Source organism: Vibrio sp. T20, assembly GCF_007858795.1.
GTDB classification, from domain to species: domain Bacteria; phylum Pseudomonadota; class Gammaproteobacteria; order Enterobacterales; family Vibrionaceae; genus Vibrio; species Vibrio satsumensis.
In genome coordinates, this window is record NZ_VFEB01000078.1 from 78,962 (window position 1) to 94,773 (window position 15,812).

Annotated in this window: 10 protein-coding genes; 8 read left to right on the forward strand and 2 right to left on the reverse strand. The window is 44.5% G+C overall.

Going from position 1 to position 15,812, the window contains the following annotated elements:
• Window positions 1-25: 25 nt before the first annotated feature.
• Together leuB and leuA are read right to left on the reverse strand one after the other, a co-directional pair.
• Window positions 26-1,117: a 3-isopropylmalate dehydrogenase gene (gene leuB, locus FTW16_RS06540; protein WP_146490490.1), complete on the reverse strand. Its 1,092-nt coding sequence runs from the start codon at window positions 1,115-1,117 to the stop codon at window positions 26-28.
• 96 nt (window positions 1,118-1,213) lie between these two features.
• Window positions 1,214-2,761: a 2-isopropylmalate synthase gene (leuA, locus tag FTW16_RS06545; RefSeq protein ID WP_060983000.1), complete on the reverse strand. Its 1,548-nt coding sequence runs from the start codon at window positions 2,759-2,761 to the stop codon at window positions 1,214-1,216.
• A 568-nt stretch (window positions 2,762-3,329) separates the two neighbouring features.
• On the opposite strand from leuA, the gene FTW16_RS06550 reads away from it, so the two are divergent.
• The 8 genes from FTW16_RS06550 to FTW16_RS06585 all read left to right on the forward strand — a co-directional run bounded on the left by FTW16_RS06550 (window position 3,330) and on the right by FTW16_RS06585 (window position 15,811).
• Entirely contained in the window at window positions 3,330-3,989 is a 660-nt protein-coding gene (locus FTW16_RS06550) for a TetR/AcrR family transcriptional regulator (protein WP_146490491.1), read from the forward strand.
• Window positions 3,989-5,326, forward strand: coding sequence for an efflux RND transporter periplasmic adaptor subunit (locus FTW16_RS06555; RefSeq protein WP_146490492.1), 1,338 nt, complete (start codon window positions 3,989-3,991; stop codon window positions 5,324-5,326). Before FTW16_RS06550 ends, FTW16_RS06555 begins: the two co-directional genes overlap by 1 nt.
• Entirely contained in the window at window positions 5,323-8,430 is a 3,108-nt protein-coding gene (locus FTW16_RS06560; protein WP_146490493.1) for an efflux RND transporter permease subunit, read from the forward strand. The genes FTW16_RS06555 and FTW16_RS06560 overlap by 4 nt, the downstream gene beginning before the upstream one ends.
• A 216-nt stretch (window positions 8,431-8,646) precedes the next feature.
• Window positions 8,647-9,171 (forward strand): phosphatase PAP2 family protein, encoded by a 525-nt coding sequence (locus FTW16_RS06565; RefSeq protein WP_146490494.1) that lies wholly within the window; start codon window positions 8,647-8,649, stop codon window positions 9,169-9,171.
• 54 nt (window positions 9,172-9,225) lie between these two features.
• Complete coding sequence (locus FTW16_RS06570) at window positions 9,226-10,296, forward strand: MJ1255/VC2487 family glycosyltransferase (RefSeq protein WP_146490495.1); 1,071 nt, start codon at window positions 9,226-9,228, stop codon at window positions 10,294-10,296.
• 346 nt (window positions 10,297-10,642) lie between these two features.
• Window positions 10,643-11,602, forward strand: coding sequence for a transcriptional regulator LeuO (gene leuO / locus FTW16_RS06575; RefSeq protein WP_060983006.1), 960 nt, complete (start codon window positions 10,643-10,645; stop codon window positions 11,600-11,602).
• A gap of 201 nt (window positions 11,603-11,803) precedes the next feature.
• A complete protein-coding gene (locus FTW16_RS06580) occupies window positions 11,804-13,612 on the forward strand; it encodes an AMP-dependent synthetase/ligase (protein WP_146490496.1) in 1,809 nt (602 codons plus the stop codon).
• Between the two features lie 459 nt (window positions 13,613-14,071).
• Window positions 14,072-15,811, forward strand: coding sequence for an acetolactate synthase 3 large subunit (locus tag FTW16_RS06585; RefSeq protein ID WP_146490497.1), 1,740 nt, complete (start codon window positions 14,072-14,074; stop codon window positions 15,809-15,811).
• Window position 15,812: the final 1 nt, after the last annotated feature.

Genomic DNA, 15,812 nt, shown 5'->3' on the forward strand with positions numbered 1-15,812 from the left:
CTTGCTTTTAATCGGAGCATTTAGCCTATGAAGCTAAGATGTACTCTGCGATCTTGTCACCCATTTCAGAGGTAGTAAGCGCTTGGTTGTTACCTGCAAGGTCTGCTGTTAGCTCGCCTGCAGAAAGTGCTTTAGACACCGCTGCTTCGATGTCTTGTGCTGCTGCTTCTTCGCCTAGGCTGTAACGAAGCATTAGCGCAGCAGAAAGAATTTGCGCTACTGGGTTCGCGATGTTCTTGCCTGCGATATCTGGCGCGCTGCCACCTGCAGGTTCGTATAGGCCGAAGTTACTTTCGTTCAAGCTTGCAGAAGGAAGCATACCCATAGAGCCGGTGATCATTGCACACTCATCAGAGATGATGTCACCGAAGATGTTTGAACATAGCATTACGTCAAACTGAGATGGATCTTTGATTAGCTGCATGGTCGCGTTGTCGATGTACATGTGGTTTAGCGTGACATCTGGGTAATCTTTCGAGATTTCTTCAACCACTTCACGCCATAAGATAGAGCTCTGTAGAACGTTCGCTTTATCGATTGAGTAAACGTTTTTGTTACGTAGACGTGCAGATTCAAAAGCAATCTTTGCAATGCGTTCGATTTCGTAACGGTGGTAAATCTCAGTATCAAAGGCTTTTTCAGTTGCGCCTTCGCCTTCACGACCTTTAGGTTGGCCGAAGTAGATGCCGCCTGTTAGCTCACGAACAACAACGATGTCGAAACCATTACCTGAAATGTCAGCACGCAAAGGAGAGAAAGACTCTAGACCTTTATGGATTTGTGCAGGACGTAGGTTACAGAACAATTGGAAGTGTTTACGCAGGGGAAGTAGAGCACCACGCTCTGGTTGATCGTTTGGTGGAAGGTGTTCCCACTTAGGGCCGCCAACCGAGCCAAATAGTACTGCGTCAGATTCTTCACAGCCTGTTACTGTCGCTTCTGGAAGTGGACAGCCGTGGTTATCAATTGCGATACCACCAACATCATACTCTTCGCGAGAAAAGCTAATTGCGTGTTTCTTTTCGATCGCGTCTAACACTTTATGTGCTTGCTGCATTACTTCTGGGCCAATGCCATCACCAGGTAGTACGGCAATCTTGTATGATTTATCAGTCATGTTAATCCTTTAATTCTTGTTACTGAGCTGTTCGCTCGTTTTAAATTTTGTCCCTAAAGCCAATAACATCGGCTCTAGGGCTCTGTTATTGGGTGTTTAAACTGTCGCGATTCTTTGCTGTTTCATTTCAGCAATGGTGTCTGCGCGTTGAATGCTATTAATAACGTGCAGTAGCGCCTGACCAGAGGCCTCAACGATATCCGTTGAAACGCCCGTACCGTGGTATTTACGGCCTTTATAGTTAGCAATAATATCAGCTTGGCCTAGGCCATCTTCGCCTTCACCTTTCGCGGTAAGGTCGAATTTATCCAAGGCAATCTCGTAACCCGTTAAGCGGTAGATACATTGGTATAAAGCATCAACAGGGCCGTTACCAACAGCCGCTTCGCATTTCTCTTCATCGCCACATTGAAGCTTGATGCTGGTGGTAGACATAACACTACCAGATTGCACGCTTAGGTAGTTAAGTTTATAGAAGTCATCTTCGTCGCGTAGGTTCGCAAAGTGCATTAGTGCTTCAAGGTCGTAATCGAACACTTGGCCTTTACGGTCGGCTAGCTTCAAGAAGTCTTCGTACAATGAATCTAGGCTGTACTCGTTGTCTTTGTAACCCATAGCATCCATGTGGCTCTTAACGGCTGCACGACCGCTGCGGCTTGTTAGGTTCAATGCTTTGTTCTTCAAGCCAATAGACTCAGGCGTCATGATCTCGTAAGTGTTCTTGTTCTTAAGCATGCCATCTTGGTGGATACCTGAAGAGTGGCTGAATGCGTTAGCACCAACGATTGCTTTGTTGTCTTGAATTGGCATGTGGCAAAGCTGGCTAACCAACTTACTGGTACGGTGAATCTCTTTGTGATCCAAACCAGTATGAACACCTAATAGCTCTTGACGAGTTTTGATGATCATTGCGATTTCTTCTAAAGAACAGTTACCCGCACGCTCACCAATACCATTGATTGTGCCTTCAATTTGTCGAGCACCCGCTTGAACCGCAGCAATTGAGTTGGCAACCGACATACCTAAATCATCGTGGCAGTGAACAGAGATGATCGCTTGATCGATGTTTGGTACGCGATCAAATAGCGTTTGGATAATGCCACCGAATTCATTTGGTACTGTGTAGCCTACAGTATCTGGAATGTTGATGGTTTTTGCGCCAGCGTTGATAGCAGCTTCAACCATACGACATAGGTTGTCGATAGGTGTACGACCTGCATCTTCACAAGAGAACTCAACATCATCGGTATAGTTACGCGCATGCTTTACAGCTTTTACTGCCATCTCGACAACATCGTCGTAGCTGCGACGTAATTTGTCTTGAACGTGAACCGTCGATGTCGAAATAAAGGTATGAATACGGAACTGCTCAGCGACTTTTAACGCTTCTGCCGCTGCGTCGATGTCTTTCGCAACTGCGCGAGAAAGTGCACAGATTCGGCTATCTTTAATATTCTTCGCGATGGTTTGTACAGATTCGAAATCGCCTGGTGATGACACTGGGAAACCGGCTTCAATAACATCTACACCCAGTCGTTCAAGTGCATAAGCGATCTGTAATTTCTCTTTTACCGTAAGGCTTGCTGCCAACGCTTGCTCGCCATCACGTAAGGTCGTGTCAAAAATTATCACTTGATCGTTCATGGGTGCTTCCTTATATCGATAATGAATCGATTGCTATCCAAATTATTATTAAGAATGATGTTCTTTTAAAAGTGCCAGTTACAAAAAAACCCGCTCAGCGCGGGTTTTAATATTTGTGTAGTTCTTGACCCACAACTTACCCGCGCGATTGGTTCACGATAAGGAGAAGTTTCAGCAGTCGAGAAGAAGAAAAAATCATTACACAAATATCCGTAAATAAACTGTTAACACCATATTTACCGGAATTTATTCTGAGCGTCAAACAAGAAAATCCAATATCAGCGTGCATTGGCGACGTTTTGGTTTGGTTTGTGCTGTTTTGTGTTGTTTTGTTGGCTGAATCATCTGATTGGCGGTTTTGTATTGGGGGGTTAGTTTATCGTTTGGCTTATGTGTAGGTTAAAACTTTGTAGTAAATCTTTTTGATGGAACGATTCACCAAAAAAATCACAAGCGTGACCAAATTAATTAATCATTTGATTAAATAGTGAGTAATTAATCTTCTACTGTTACGCCTGTTTATCTCTATAATTAATCATATGATTAATTATAGAGATGGATTTTTGCCATGACGGCACGAAAAGCAGGGCGACCTCAAAAGAACTTAGATGTTCGACAGTTATTGATTGAGCATGCTCGTGATCTGTTTGTCGTTCAGCCATACGATAAGGTCTCGACACGTTTAATTGCTGATCGTGCGGGTGTGAACATTGCGATGATCCGTTATTACTTTGGTAGTAAGGCCGGGCTGTTTGAGGCGATGCTGCGTGAAACGTTACGACCGATGCAATTGCAGATGCAAAGGTTGGTTGAAGAAAGCAGCCATGAGAACTTTCTTGATTTAATGCGGACTTACTACAAAGAGATGGTCAAGGTGCCCAAGTTTCCTCGCTTGATAGCTCAAGTGATGAATATGCCGCCTTCAGAGGTGCAGAGAGAGTTGCTAGAGAAGGTCTTTCTTGATGTAACCAAACCTGCTCAAGATGTCATTTTTGAAAAACTGGTGGCACAAGGCGTTTTAAGAAAAGATATGGATCCTAAACTCTGTCGCGTGTCGTATATAAGCTTGATGGTATTTCCATTCATTGCGCCGCCTCCTCTATTAGCAATCCATGGTATTGAGATTAATGAAGAATTTCTTAACCGCTTAATCGAACACAACATTAAATTGATGACAGAAGGCTTTATAAATACGCCTAGCCCTTCTTCTGTGCAGGACCAAAGATAATGAAAATAAATAAAAAACTACTCTTCTTTCCAGCACTTGCGGTTGGTGTGATTGGCCTTGTCGCCGCGATTAACTTGAAGCCGGATCTGCCAACCAAACCTGCAGGTGATAGAGCCCGCTTAGTTGATACAGTAAGCCTAGAGCAACAACTGATAGCGCCGTTAGCGGTTGGTTTTGGCAAAGTGGTGCCGAAAGTCGAATGGAAAGCGATTGCTGAGGTGACAGGACAAATAGTGTATCGACACCCGGATCTTGAAAAAGGGCAGGTGATCCCAGCAGGAACGGTTGTGCTCAAGGTTGATCCATTGGATTACGAATTGAAACTGATACAAGCAGAGGCGGATCTAAAATCAAGCCAAACCTCATTAGCGAAATTGAATCAAGAAGAAGACAACCTTAATCAGACTCTTAAGATCGAAAAGAATCGCTTAGTGATCAGCAACAAAGAGCTACAACGTAAACAGGATCTGCGTAAGAAAGGGCTAACTTCTCAGTCTGATGTCGACCTGCAACAACAAAGCGCATTGTCTCAACAGAAGCTAGTGTTGGATATCGCGAACCAAATTGCTTTAATGCCAGATGAAAAACGCGTCGCGCAAGCGGTGATTAAGGTCAACGTATCTAAAGTGAAAGAAGCACAACGCTCTCTCGATAAGACCACCATAACCTTGCCAAGAGCTATGCGAATAGCTCAGGTTGATATTGAACAAAATCAAGTGGTTAATCTTCAGCAAGAGATGTTTATTGCTCACGGGATTAATGTCATGGAAGTGGAGGCACAACTTTCTATTCACGATATGCAAACTTTAGCCTCCAGTTTTAACCAGTTCCCTCGCGATGCAGCAGGAATCCCTAATCCTTATGAAGCGCCAATCAAAGCAAGCATTCAACTTAATAGCGGCAACCTGAACCTTAGCTGGCCTGCGAAGGTGGCAAGAATCAGCGAAACAGTTGATGAAAACCAAGCGACGGCGGGGATTATTCTCGAGATCGCTCAAGATTACTCACAATTGCAACCAGACAGCGCAACGCCTTTGGTCAACGGCATGTTTGTCAAAGCTGAGATTGAGGGTGTAGCGAATCTGAGTTGGGTGGTTCCAGAGCGAGCACTGCATGGTGATAAGGTTTATCTGATGGATGACAATCAGCGTTTGCAAGTGGTCAATGTTGAAGTGCTTTATCGCAGAGACAATCAAGTGGTTGTGAGTGGCGAGCTACAAACTGGAGATAAACTGGTGCTCAATGATGTTCTGCCAGCAATTGAAGGCATGTTACTGAAAGAGTCGAACTCTGAAGAGGCTGAGCTTGAATCAAATACTCAGGAGAGTGCGTCATGATCAAGTTTTTCTCTCGGCACCCAACAGCAGCAAACTTGCTGATGCTTGGGCTGTTGATCTTAGGTATAAGTTCACTATCAACCATCAAACGTGAAACCTTTCCCGCTTATGACCCGCCTTACATTATGGCTGCGATTGTTTATCCCGGCGCTTCACCACAAGAAGTGGAAGAGAGCTTATGTGTGCGAATGGAAGATGCAGTAGACGGGTTAGCTAACATTGAAGAGACTCAGTGTGAAGCGATCGAAGGCAGCGCTCGTTTAATTCTCAAGTTAAATGAGAAAGCGGACATCGGCCGAATGCTGGTGGACGTGCAAACTCAGATTAACTCGATCAATGACTTCCCAACCGAGATTGAATCACCTGTTGTTCAAGAGCTAGATTGGAATGAACCAGTTGTTGATATCGCCATCACAGCCGAAACGTCGTGGCCGGAACTTAAGGCCTACGCGGAAGAGCTTAAGCGCACTATGAAGCTCGATTACGGTGTATCTTTGGTCGAGGTCAGCGGCTTCTCAGATCATCAATATCGAGTAGAACTGGATACCCAAGCCATTCGTCAGCTGGGTTTGAGCGTCGGTGATATCGCCGATCAGATAGGTCGTCAAAATGTAAAGCTTCCGAGCGGTAACGTTGAAACACCAGACAAGAACTTTTTGATTCGTTTTGACGAGAGGCGAATTACGCCTGTTGAACTGGAAAGTATCGTGGTTGGATCTGCGCCTAATGGTTCGGTGATTCGCTTAAGGGACATAGCCAAAATAACCGACCGCTTTGAGCTTGATGAACAGAAGGTACTGTTTGATGGTAAGCCTTCTGCGCTATTGAAGATCAGCAAAAACAAAGAAGATGATGCGCTACGAATCAAAGAGAACGTGACACGATTTGTTGAAGATCAGAGTGCGATTGCCCCTGATGGTGTGACGTTACAAATGACCAACGATCTCTCTTCTGTGCTTTGGGATCGTCTCACCATGATGGTGCGCAACGGCTGGCAAGGTATTGTGTTGGTTTTTGCCACCATGTGGTTGTTCTTCAGCTTGCGATATTCATTCTGGGTGGCTGCTGGGTTGCCGGTAGCCTTCCTTGGTGGTTTGTTCTTAATGGCCAATCTTGGTTTGTCGATCAACATTATGTCGCTAGTCGGCTTATTGATGGCAATCGGTATTATGATGGATGATGCCATCGTGATTGCCGAATCGATAGCCTCCCATTTAGATAGGGGGCAAAATGTTGATGATGCGGTGTACAACGGCGTTAAGAAAGTGCTCCCCGGGGTGTTATCTTCTTTCTTAACCACTGTGTGTATTTTCGGTAGCTTACTATTCCTTGATGGGGAAATGGGCGCGGTGCTTAAGGCCGTTCCTCAAGTCTTGATTTTGGTGCTGTCGTTGAGCTTGATTGAAGCCTTCCTGATTCTACCTAATCACTTATCTCATTCATTACATAAAGAAAAAAATGACAAGCCTGCACTGCGCTTCAAAGTCGTGTTGTTAGAGAAGTTTGAGAACTTCCGCAATACAACCTTGATGAACATGGTCGAGAAGGTCGTGACGTTCCGTTATGCCTTTATGGGCGGTGTGATAACTCTGCTGTTGTTATCCATCTCCTTGATCGCTGGTGGCGTTGTCAAATTCCAGCCCTTTCCTGAGTTGGATGGCGATATTGCCGAGGCGCGTATTATTCTTCCCCCGGGCGCATCATTGTCTCAAACCGAAAAAGTCGTCGACAAAATTGTCGCGTCGGCTGAGCGTTTGAACAAGCAATGGAGTGAAGAGGTTGAGGAAGGCAATACACTGGTCGAGCACATCACCAGCCAATTCAATGCTAACGCCGATGCTAATGAATCTGGCCCACATTTAGCCACAGTTCGCTTAGACTTACGTGGAGCAGAGAGCCGTAATACGGTTATCGATGACTTCATTGATGCGTGGCGTGAAGATATTGGCGATTTAGCGGATCCTATTTCATTGGTGTTCAAGCAACCCACTATGGGCCCGGGCGGTCGTGCTATTGAGATTCGTGCTAAGCATGATGACCTGAGTGCATTGAAATCGGCCTCTTTGGATATTCAGGAATACCTCAATCAGTTTGATGGCGTACACGGTGTGCTTGATGACATGCGCATGGGTAAGGAAGAGATCTTAGTGAAGCTGCGCCCTGGAGCCGAAACCTACAATGTGAATGGGCAGATGATTGCATCTCAGTTACGAGCGGCTTTCTTTGGGCAAACGGCGGATGAGATTCAAATCGGTGTTGAGAATATCTCGATTGAGGTTCGTCTTGATAAAGAGCAAGCGGGCGACATACAGCAGCTGGCTAACTTCCCAATCATTACCGCAGATGGCAGTCAGATCCCGCTAGCAACATTGGCGACATTAGATTTCCAACGTAATTACGTGCGAATCCAGCGCATTGATGGGCTGAGAACCATCAGCATCTTTGGTGATATTGACAATAAGAAAGCGAGCTCATCCGCGATTTTGGCTCAGTTCCAAAAAGATGAAGCAGCCAAGCTTGTTCAGAAGTACCCAGGTTTACGCTTTGATTTCGAAGGGGAAGCTAAAGATGCAGCTAAGACTGGCGCCTCGATGGGCAAAGGATTCTTACTCGGCTTATTCGGCGTGTTTGCGATCCTTAGCTATCAGTTCAGAAGCTACTTAGAGCCTGTGGTCGTGATGTTAGCCATTCCACTCGCCTTTATTGGAGTGGTTGTTGGTCACTGGATACTTGGCCACTCTTTAAGTATGCCTAGCATGATGGGCTTTGTGTCGCTTGCCGGGATTGTGGTCAACGATTCTATCTTGTTGGTGCAGTATATTCGTCACCATGTCGATGAGGGAGATAGCGTGCATGACTCAGTGGTGAAAGCCAGTCGCGAGCGTTTCCGTGCGGTATTTTTGACCTCAATGACGACAGCCGCTGGTTTGTTACCGCTACTAACAGAAACTAGCTTGCAGGCTCAGGTTATCCAGCCATTGGTTATTTCGATTGTGTTCGGCATATTTGCCTCGACCTTACTGGTGCTGTTTATGATCCCAGCGGCCTACGCGATATTGGCGGATTTCGGTTTGGTGAAAAAGCACGAGCCACTCTCGTTATAGAGTCTTCGTTTATTCGTTTTTAAAGAAATAACAAACAATAAAGCGACCTTGAGTCGCTTTATTTGTATCTGTGTGATCACACTCAAGCTTGGGATGCACAATTTAGTTGAGTCATTTGCTTCAAAATTCATTTTAGTTCATTAAAAACGTCACTTAACTGTCATTTCAGGGGAATAACTTGAGCCTTAACTGAATAAGGATTGTTAAGGAGAACGTATGCGTACCATCGAACCTATTGTCCGCTGGGATGTGGCATTTTCTGTTTTCTGTTTAAAGAACCGTTACAGCGGGCAACATGCAACCTTGAGTAAAGCGGTGTCTCATACTGGAGATGGACACCTTTATGTTTTGATTGCTTTGGTTGCACTGCTGGCTGATAGCAACACAGGTCGAGATTTTCTTTTGGTGGGCTTAACCGCTTTTGCTATCGAACTGCCTATCTACTGGCTGGCCAAAAATACCCTCAAGCGCCGTAGACCAGCTGAATTCTCTTCACTGCTTCACTCTCATATTGTGCCATCCGATAAATACAGCCTGCCTTCAGGGCATTCCGCTGCGGCTTTTGTTATGGCGACCCTAATTGGACATTTCTATCCGAGCTTGTACCTCTTTAGCTTGGTGTGGGCAACTGCGATTGCAGGCTCTCGAATCCTGCTCGGTGTGCACTTTTTAACGGACGTACTGATTGGTGCAGCCTTGGGCATCGCTTGTACTAGCCTTGCTATCAGTTTCATCCTGTAATCATTTTGTTGGCAATCACTGCCGAGCTAAAGTGGTAAATTCAAAGGAACATGCATGAAAATTTTATATGGTGTACAAGGTACGGGGAATGGTCACATCGCGAGAGCGAGAGCAATGGCTGTGGCTTTTCGTCAGCAAAATATCGATGTCGATTTTCTATTCTCAGGTCGAGAAGCGAGTAAATACTTTTCGATGGAAGCGTTTGGCAACTATCAGACTCGCAGCGGCTTAACTTTTTACAGCGAGCAGGGGCAGGTTAAATACGGCAAAACATTCATCAAGAATAACATCTGGCGATTTCTCCGTGAGATTAACCAGATCGATCTTACGCCTTATGACTTAGTGATTAATGACTTTGAGCCTGTGACTGCATGGGCGGCTAAGCGGCAAGGTGTGCCATGCATTGGGATAAGCCACCAGAATGCGTTTCGTTATGATGTACCCAAAGAAGGGGGCAACTGGATTGAACATTCAGTGATTCAACATTTCGCTCCAACCGAGCACTCTATTGGTTTGCATTGGTATCACTTTGAACAGCCGATTTTACCACCTATTGTTCATACACCTATTGTTCACACGCTGGTTGGTAATGAACAAACCAAAACAGCACCAGATTTTACGTTGGTCTATTTGCCGTTTGAGGAGATTGAGTCGATCTCAGAGCTGCTGATGAAGTTCATTTCCCATAATTTTGTTTGCTACCACCCGAATGTCATTGAGCATAGCCGAGTCGAAAATATTGAGTTTAAACCACTCAGTCATGCAGGCTTTCAATTCGACCTAAACCAGTGCTCAGGTGTGGTAGCCAATGGCGGCTTTGAATTGCCATCTGAAGCCCTAACCTTGGGGAAAAAATTGCTTCTCAAACCACTCGAAGGACAGTTCGAACAACAGAGCAATGTGGCGACGCTAGAGGCTCTTGGATTAGCTCAAACCATGACCTTTTTAGATGCGGCTATCTTGCGTACTTGGCTCAGTGAAAAACAGGCTGAAGTGGTCACTTACCCTGACGTGGCAAGTGCACTCGTTGAATGGCTATTAGCGGGGAATTGGTCTAATCAAGACGACTTAAGAAAGCAACTTTGGGGCAAGGTAGATTTTCCAAGTTATGCATCGCTCACCTAACTCATAAGTGTTATTTCTGAATGGACGGGCCAACCAATTCATAGGTTCAATAAGTTGTAACAATTGTAACCAAACGATAGAACAGCTAAATAAGTCGAAATGAAACTCATAAGTGAAGCATTTTATGTTTTTTTATAACTCTATAAGTTTCTGATTTTTAGGTGTTATTTAATCATTAAGATAAAATAAAATTATTCTTTATCAATCTTGTTGGTAGCTCGAGATGTATTGGTTAATAGTAATGGTAATCCGAAAAGTATCGGTCTGATAAATATAAGAATTAGTGGTTATCTATTCCCATACCATTACCAATTTAACGCTGTCGAACCGACAAGAGGCAACTTGAATGTTAGAGAAAAAAGACGCAATGAGTGCAATTGCAAGCTACAGAATGGAAAGCACACTTCGTGGAGTTGACTTAAATCTTTTGACTGTATTTGATGCAGTTATGCAAGAACAAAACATTACACGTGCAGCTCACAATCTGGGTATGTCTCAGCCTGCTGTAAGTAACGCTGTTGCTCGTCTAAAAGTGATGTTTAACGACGAACTATTCATGCGTCAAGGTCGTGGTATTCAACCGACTCAACGTGCTCGTCAGTTGTTTGGTCCAATCCGCCAAGCGCTACAGTTAGTACGCAACGAACTACCAAGTTCTGTGTTCTCTCCAGAGTCGTCTTCTCGCCTGTTCAAACTTGCGATTTGCAGCCCTTGTGACATGCGTTTTGCTCCTAAGATTATGTCGACAATCAATGACCAAGCACCTAGCGTTAAACTGCACATGGATGCTGAATTCGATCGTCAACTTTCAGAGCGCATGCGCTACCAAGAAATCGACTTCGTTATTGATTACGCTCGTTTTGATGAGCAAGGCTTCTCAAGCACTGAAATCTTCCAAGATGAATTAGTTGTGGTTGCTTCTGCTTCTCACCCACGCATCAACGGTGAAGTTTCTGCGGCAGAGCTGCTTAACGAAAAACACGCAAAACTGTCTCGCATCCATGGTCAACGTAGCTTCTCTGAGCAAGCTTACCGTGACCTAGATTGCACGCCTTTCTATGAAGGTACGAGCTTGAGCAACGTTCTTTACGTTGTTGGTCAATCTGAACTAGTAACGATTGCTCCTCGTTGGATGGTAGAGCATGCAGCAAATAAAGAGCAGCTTCAGATTCTAGATTTCCCATTCGATAATGCGGCTATTTCTGGCTTCCTAAGCTGGCACGAATCAAGTGAAAAGGACAAAGGACACATTTGGTTACGAGATCAGTTAATGATGATCTGTGGTGAAGTCGTGGCACTTAACTAGACACTAATCCCTATGTTTTATAAGCCCTAAGCTAGGAGTCTGGCTTGGGGCTTTTTTGTACCTGCTATTTTTGTTGATAGAAAACTTAGCGTGAGACGTACTATTACTTATAACTTTGAGCTTCATCAGTTGCCTTTTCCATGATCAGAGGTACACTTGTGCGCTCAAAAAAGCTTACAGGTGTAAGCCAAAGGTAAAGAGATGGCCAATTTAGATTTTCATATCGTAAAAAGACTTCGTGACCAAATTGCCCAAGGCGGCAACCGTACAGCTTTGAAGCACAAAGTAGACAATGTATGGCAAGGCATTAGCTGGGAACAGTTTGGACAACAAATCGATACGCTTTCATTAGCACTGTTGGCTCAAGGACTGAGAGTTCAGGATAAGATCGGTATCTATTCGAATAATATGCCTCAATGGACAGTGGCAGATTTTGCATCTTTACAAGCGCGTCTTGTGACTGTGCCGATTTATCCGACGAACACAGCAGCACAGTCTTCTTACATCATCCAAAACGCAGATGTGAAGATCTTATTCGTTGGCGAACAGGTTCAATTCGATGCGGCTGTTAGCCTGTTTGAAGAGTGCGAACAGTTAGAAGTGGTTGTTGCTATGTCTGATGACATTGACCTTCAAGGCCACAACTTTGCAGTATCGTGGACTGACTTCATGGCGCGTGGCGTTGAAGCACAACAAGCTGAACTTGACATGCGTCTTGCTGATGCAAGCATGGACGACTTACTGACTCTTATCTATACCTCTGGTACCACAGGTCAGCCAAAAGGCGTAATGCTTGATTACACCAATATTGGCTACCAGTTAGAAGGCCACGATGAGCGCCTTAGCCTAAGCAAAGACGATGTCTCACTGTGTTTCCTACCTCTGTCACACGTATTTGAGCGTGCTTGGACGTTCTACGTTCTCTATAAAGGCGCAACCAACTGCTACCTGCAAGACACGATGCAAGTGCGTGATGCGTTAAGCGATGTGAAACCAACAGTAATGTGTGCGGTTCCACGTTTCTATGAGAAGATCTTCTCTGCGATTCACGAGAAGGTATCTAAAGCGCCATTTATTCGTAAAGTGCTATTTACTTGGGCGGTGAACATGGGAGCAAAGCTTTCAGTTTGTCACCAGGAAGGTCGTACTCCATCGTTAATTCTGAAAAAGAGCCATGCACTAGCCGATAAGCTTGTGCTATCTAAACTGCGCGCTCTACTAGGTGGCAACATCAACTTTATGCCATGTGGTGGCGCAAAGCTTGATGAGACGATTGGTCGTTTCTTCCATGCTATCGGTATCAACGTAAAACTTGGTTACGGCATGACAGAAACCACAGCAACAGTATCTTGTTGGGATGACCGCTGTTTTAACCCTGATTCGATTGGTATGTCGATGCCGGGCGCAGAAGTAAAAATTGGTGCGAAGGACGAGATTCTTGTTCGTGGTCCAATGGTGATGCGTGGCTATTACAAGATGCCAGAAGAGACAGCTAAGACATTCGATGAGCACGGTTTCTTGAAAACTGGTGATGCGGGTCATTTTGATGAAAATGGTAACCTGTTCATTACCGATCGTATCAAAGAGCTGATGAAAACCTCTGGTGGTAAGTACATTGCACCGCAAGTGGTGGAAGGCGCGATTGGTAAAGATCACTTTATCGAACAGATTGCAGTTATCGCTGATACGCGCAAATTCGTTTCTGCGCTGATTGTTCCTTGTTATGACTCACTAGAAGAGTATGCCAAAGAGCTTAATATCAAGTATCACGATCGCGTTGAGCTTGTTAAGCATCACCAAATCGTCGAGATGCTAGAAAAGCGTGTGAATGACCTACAGCAAGAACTGGCTAAGTTTGAGCAAGTGAAGAAATTCAAACTGCTACCAAAAGCATTTTCTATGGATGATGGTGAGCTGACACCAACTCAAAAATTGCGTCGTAAAGTTATCAACGATAAGTATCAAGACGAAATCGAAGAAATGTACAATGAAAAGCCAAAAGATAAGTAGTTTTCTGCTTAGATAAATTTTCAGTTGTTTAAAAATCCCCCTACGGATGTGATTGCATTTTTAGGGGGATTTTTTGTATCTAATGACACGCACAATGTGCGAAAACGCACGCCAGAAAGCTCGCTGTTAATCGAAAAATAGCGATCTTTCGAAATATTAAGTGCTTTTTTTTGTCTGGTAACCAGTTTTTAAATCTATCATTTAGGTCTTGGGTGGGTTTTATTTAATGCTTTGAGCTAATAGTTGGTTTTTTGGCACAGTGGCCGAATAACAGGTGTTAGACCAGATGATAATAAAGCGTTAAAGTTGTTTCGTATTACTGTTTGTTGTTATCACGACAGACAGCCATAGCCGAAAAAGTGGAAGTATTTCGAATTAGGCTACGAATAAGCCCTAGACTATGAAAAACCAGCCCAACATGTTCACCAAATATGATTGGAAACTGGTGAGGAGAGCAATATGACAACAAAACCTGAAACAGCAATGTTATCCGGCGCTGAGATGGTGGTGCAGTCTCTGATTGAAGAGGGTGTAGAACAAATCTTTGGTTACCCGGGTGGTTCTGTACTTGATATCTACGATGCGCTGCATGCTAAAACTGCTGAAATTAAACACGTATTAGTACGACACGAACAAGCCGCTACCCACATGGCAGATGGCTATACTCGTTCTACCGGTAAACCGGGTGTAGTACTTGTGTGTTCTGGTCCAGGTGCGACCAATACCGTTACTGGTATTGCAACAGCCTACATGGACTCAATCCCAATGATTGTTATTTCTGGTAACGTACCAAATAACCTTATTGGTAACGATGCCTTCCAAGAGTGTGACATCGTGGGTGTATCACGCCCGATCGTTAAACACAGCTTCTTAGTTAAGAAAGCGGAAGATATCCCTGAAGTCGTTAAAAAAGCATTCTATATTTCAACGACAGGACGTCCCGGTCCTGTGGTTATTGATCTGCCCAAAGACATCTTAAACCCACAAATCAAGCTTCCTTATGAATACCCAGAAACGATCAAAATGCGTTCGTACAACCCAACGGTTACGGGTCATAAAGGTCAGATTAAAAAGGCGCTAAAAGCCCTTCTTGAAGCGAAGAAGCCAGTACTTTACGTCGGTGGTGGTGCGGTTATTTCTGAGGCAGATAAACAGCTAATCAAATTAGCTGAAGCACTGAATTTACCCGTAGTAAGTACCCTAATGGGGCTTGGCGCTTTCCCTGGCACTCATAAGAACTCTTTGGGTATGCTAGGTATGCATGGTTTGTATGAGGCTAATATGGCGATGCATAATGCTGATCTTATCTTTGGTGTCGGTGTACGCTTTGATGACCGTACGACCAATAACCTGGATAAGTATTGCCCGAACGCAAAGATCATGCATATTGATATCGACCCATCGTCGATCTCTAAAAACGTGAAAGTGGATCTGCCTATCGTAGGTTCTGCGGAAAAAGTACTAGAAAGCATGGTTAACCTGCTGATTGAGCAGGGCGGCACTAACGATGCGCAAGCTCTAGAGTGCTGGTGGAGTGAAATCAAGCAGTGGCAAGATCGTGATTGCCTAGCTTATGAAAAATCTTCAGAGTGCATCAAACCACAACAAGTTATTGAAACACTTCATAAAGTAACTAATGGTGATGCTTACGTTGCTTCGGATGTAGGTCAGCACCAAATGTTTGCAGCATTGTACTACCCATTCAACAAGCCACGCCGTTGGATTAACTCTGGTGGCTTAGGCACGATGGGCTTTGGTCTGCCTGCTGGAATGGGGGTTAAGTTTGCTAAGCCAGACGAAGAAGTGGTTGTGGTAACGGGTGATGGCAGTATTCAGATGAACATCCAAGAGCTGTCGACTGCGCTGCAATATAATATCCCAGTTAAGATTATTAACCTTAACAACCGTTTCTTAGGCATGGTAAAACAGTGGCAAGACATTGTTTATCAAGGCCGTCACTCTAACTCATATATGGACTCTGTTCCTGATTTTGCTGCTATCGCCGAGGCTTACGGCCACGTTGGTATGCGTATTTCATCTCCGGATGAACTGGAATCAGGTTTGGAAAAAGCACTGGCGATGAAAGACCGTTTGGTATTTGTCGATATCAGTGTGGATGACACCGAGCACGTATACCCAATGCAGATCAAGGGCGAGGGTATGGATAACATGTGGCTAAGCAAAACGGAGAGAACATAAT

What these genes read in the sequence shown, in the direction of transcription:
- leuA (WP_060983000.1), bottom strand. Translation starts at nt 2,761, where the DNA reads ATGAACGATCAAGTGATAATTTTTGACACGACCTTACGTGATGGCGAG.
- leuO (WP_060983006.1), top strand. Translation starts at nt 10,643, where the DNA reads ATGTTAGAGAAAAAAGACGCAATGAGTGCAATTGCAAGCTACAGAATG.
- FTW16_RS06565 (WP_146490494.1), top strand. Translation starts at nt 8,647, where the DNA reads ATGCGTACCATCGAACCTATTGTCCGCTGGGATGTGGCATTTTCTGTT.
- leuB (WP_146490490.1), bottom strand. Translation starts at nt 1,117, where the DNA reads ATGACTGATAAATCATACAAGATTGCCGTACTACCTGGTGATGGCATT.
- FTW16_RS06585 (WP_146490497.1), top strand. Translation starts at nt 14,072, where the DNA reads ATGACAACAAAACCTGAAACAGCAATGTTATCCGGCGCTGAGATGGTG.
- FTW16_RS06570 (WP_146490495.1), top strand. Translation starts at nt 9,226, where the DNA reads ATGAAAATTTTATATGGTGTACAAGGTACGGGGAATGGTCACATCGCG.
- FTW16_RS06560 (WP_146490493.1), top strand. Translation starts at nt 5,323, where the DNA reads ATGATCAAGTTTTTCTCTCGGCACCCAACAGCAGCAAACTTGCTGATG.
- FTW16_RS06550 (WP_146490491.1), top strand. Translation starts at nt 3,330, where the DNA reads ATGACGGCACGAAAAGCAGGGCGACCTCAAAAGAACTTAGATGTTCGA.
- FTW16_RS06580 (WP_146490496.1), top strand. Translation starts at nt 11,804, where the DNA reads ATGGCCAATTTAGATTTTCATATCGTAAAAAGACTTCGTGACCAAATT.
- FTW16_RS06555 (WP_146490492.1), top strand. Translation starts at nt 3,989, where the DNA reads ATGAAAATAAATAAAAAACTACTCTTCTTTCCAGCACTTGCGGTTGGT.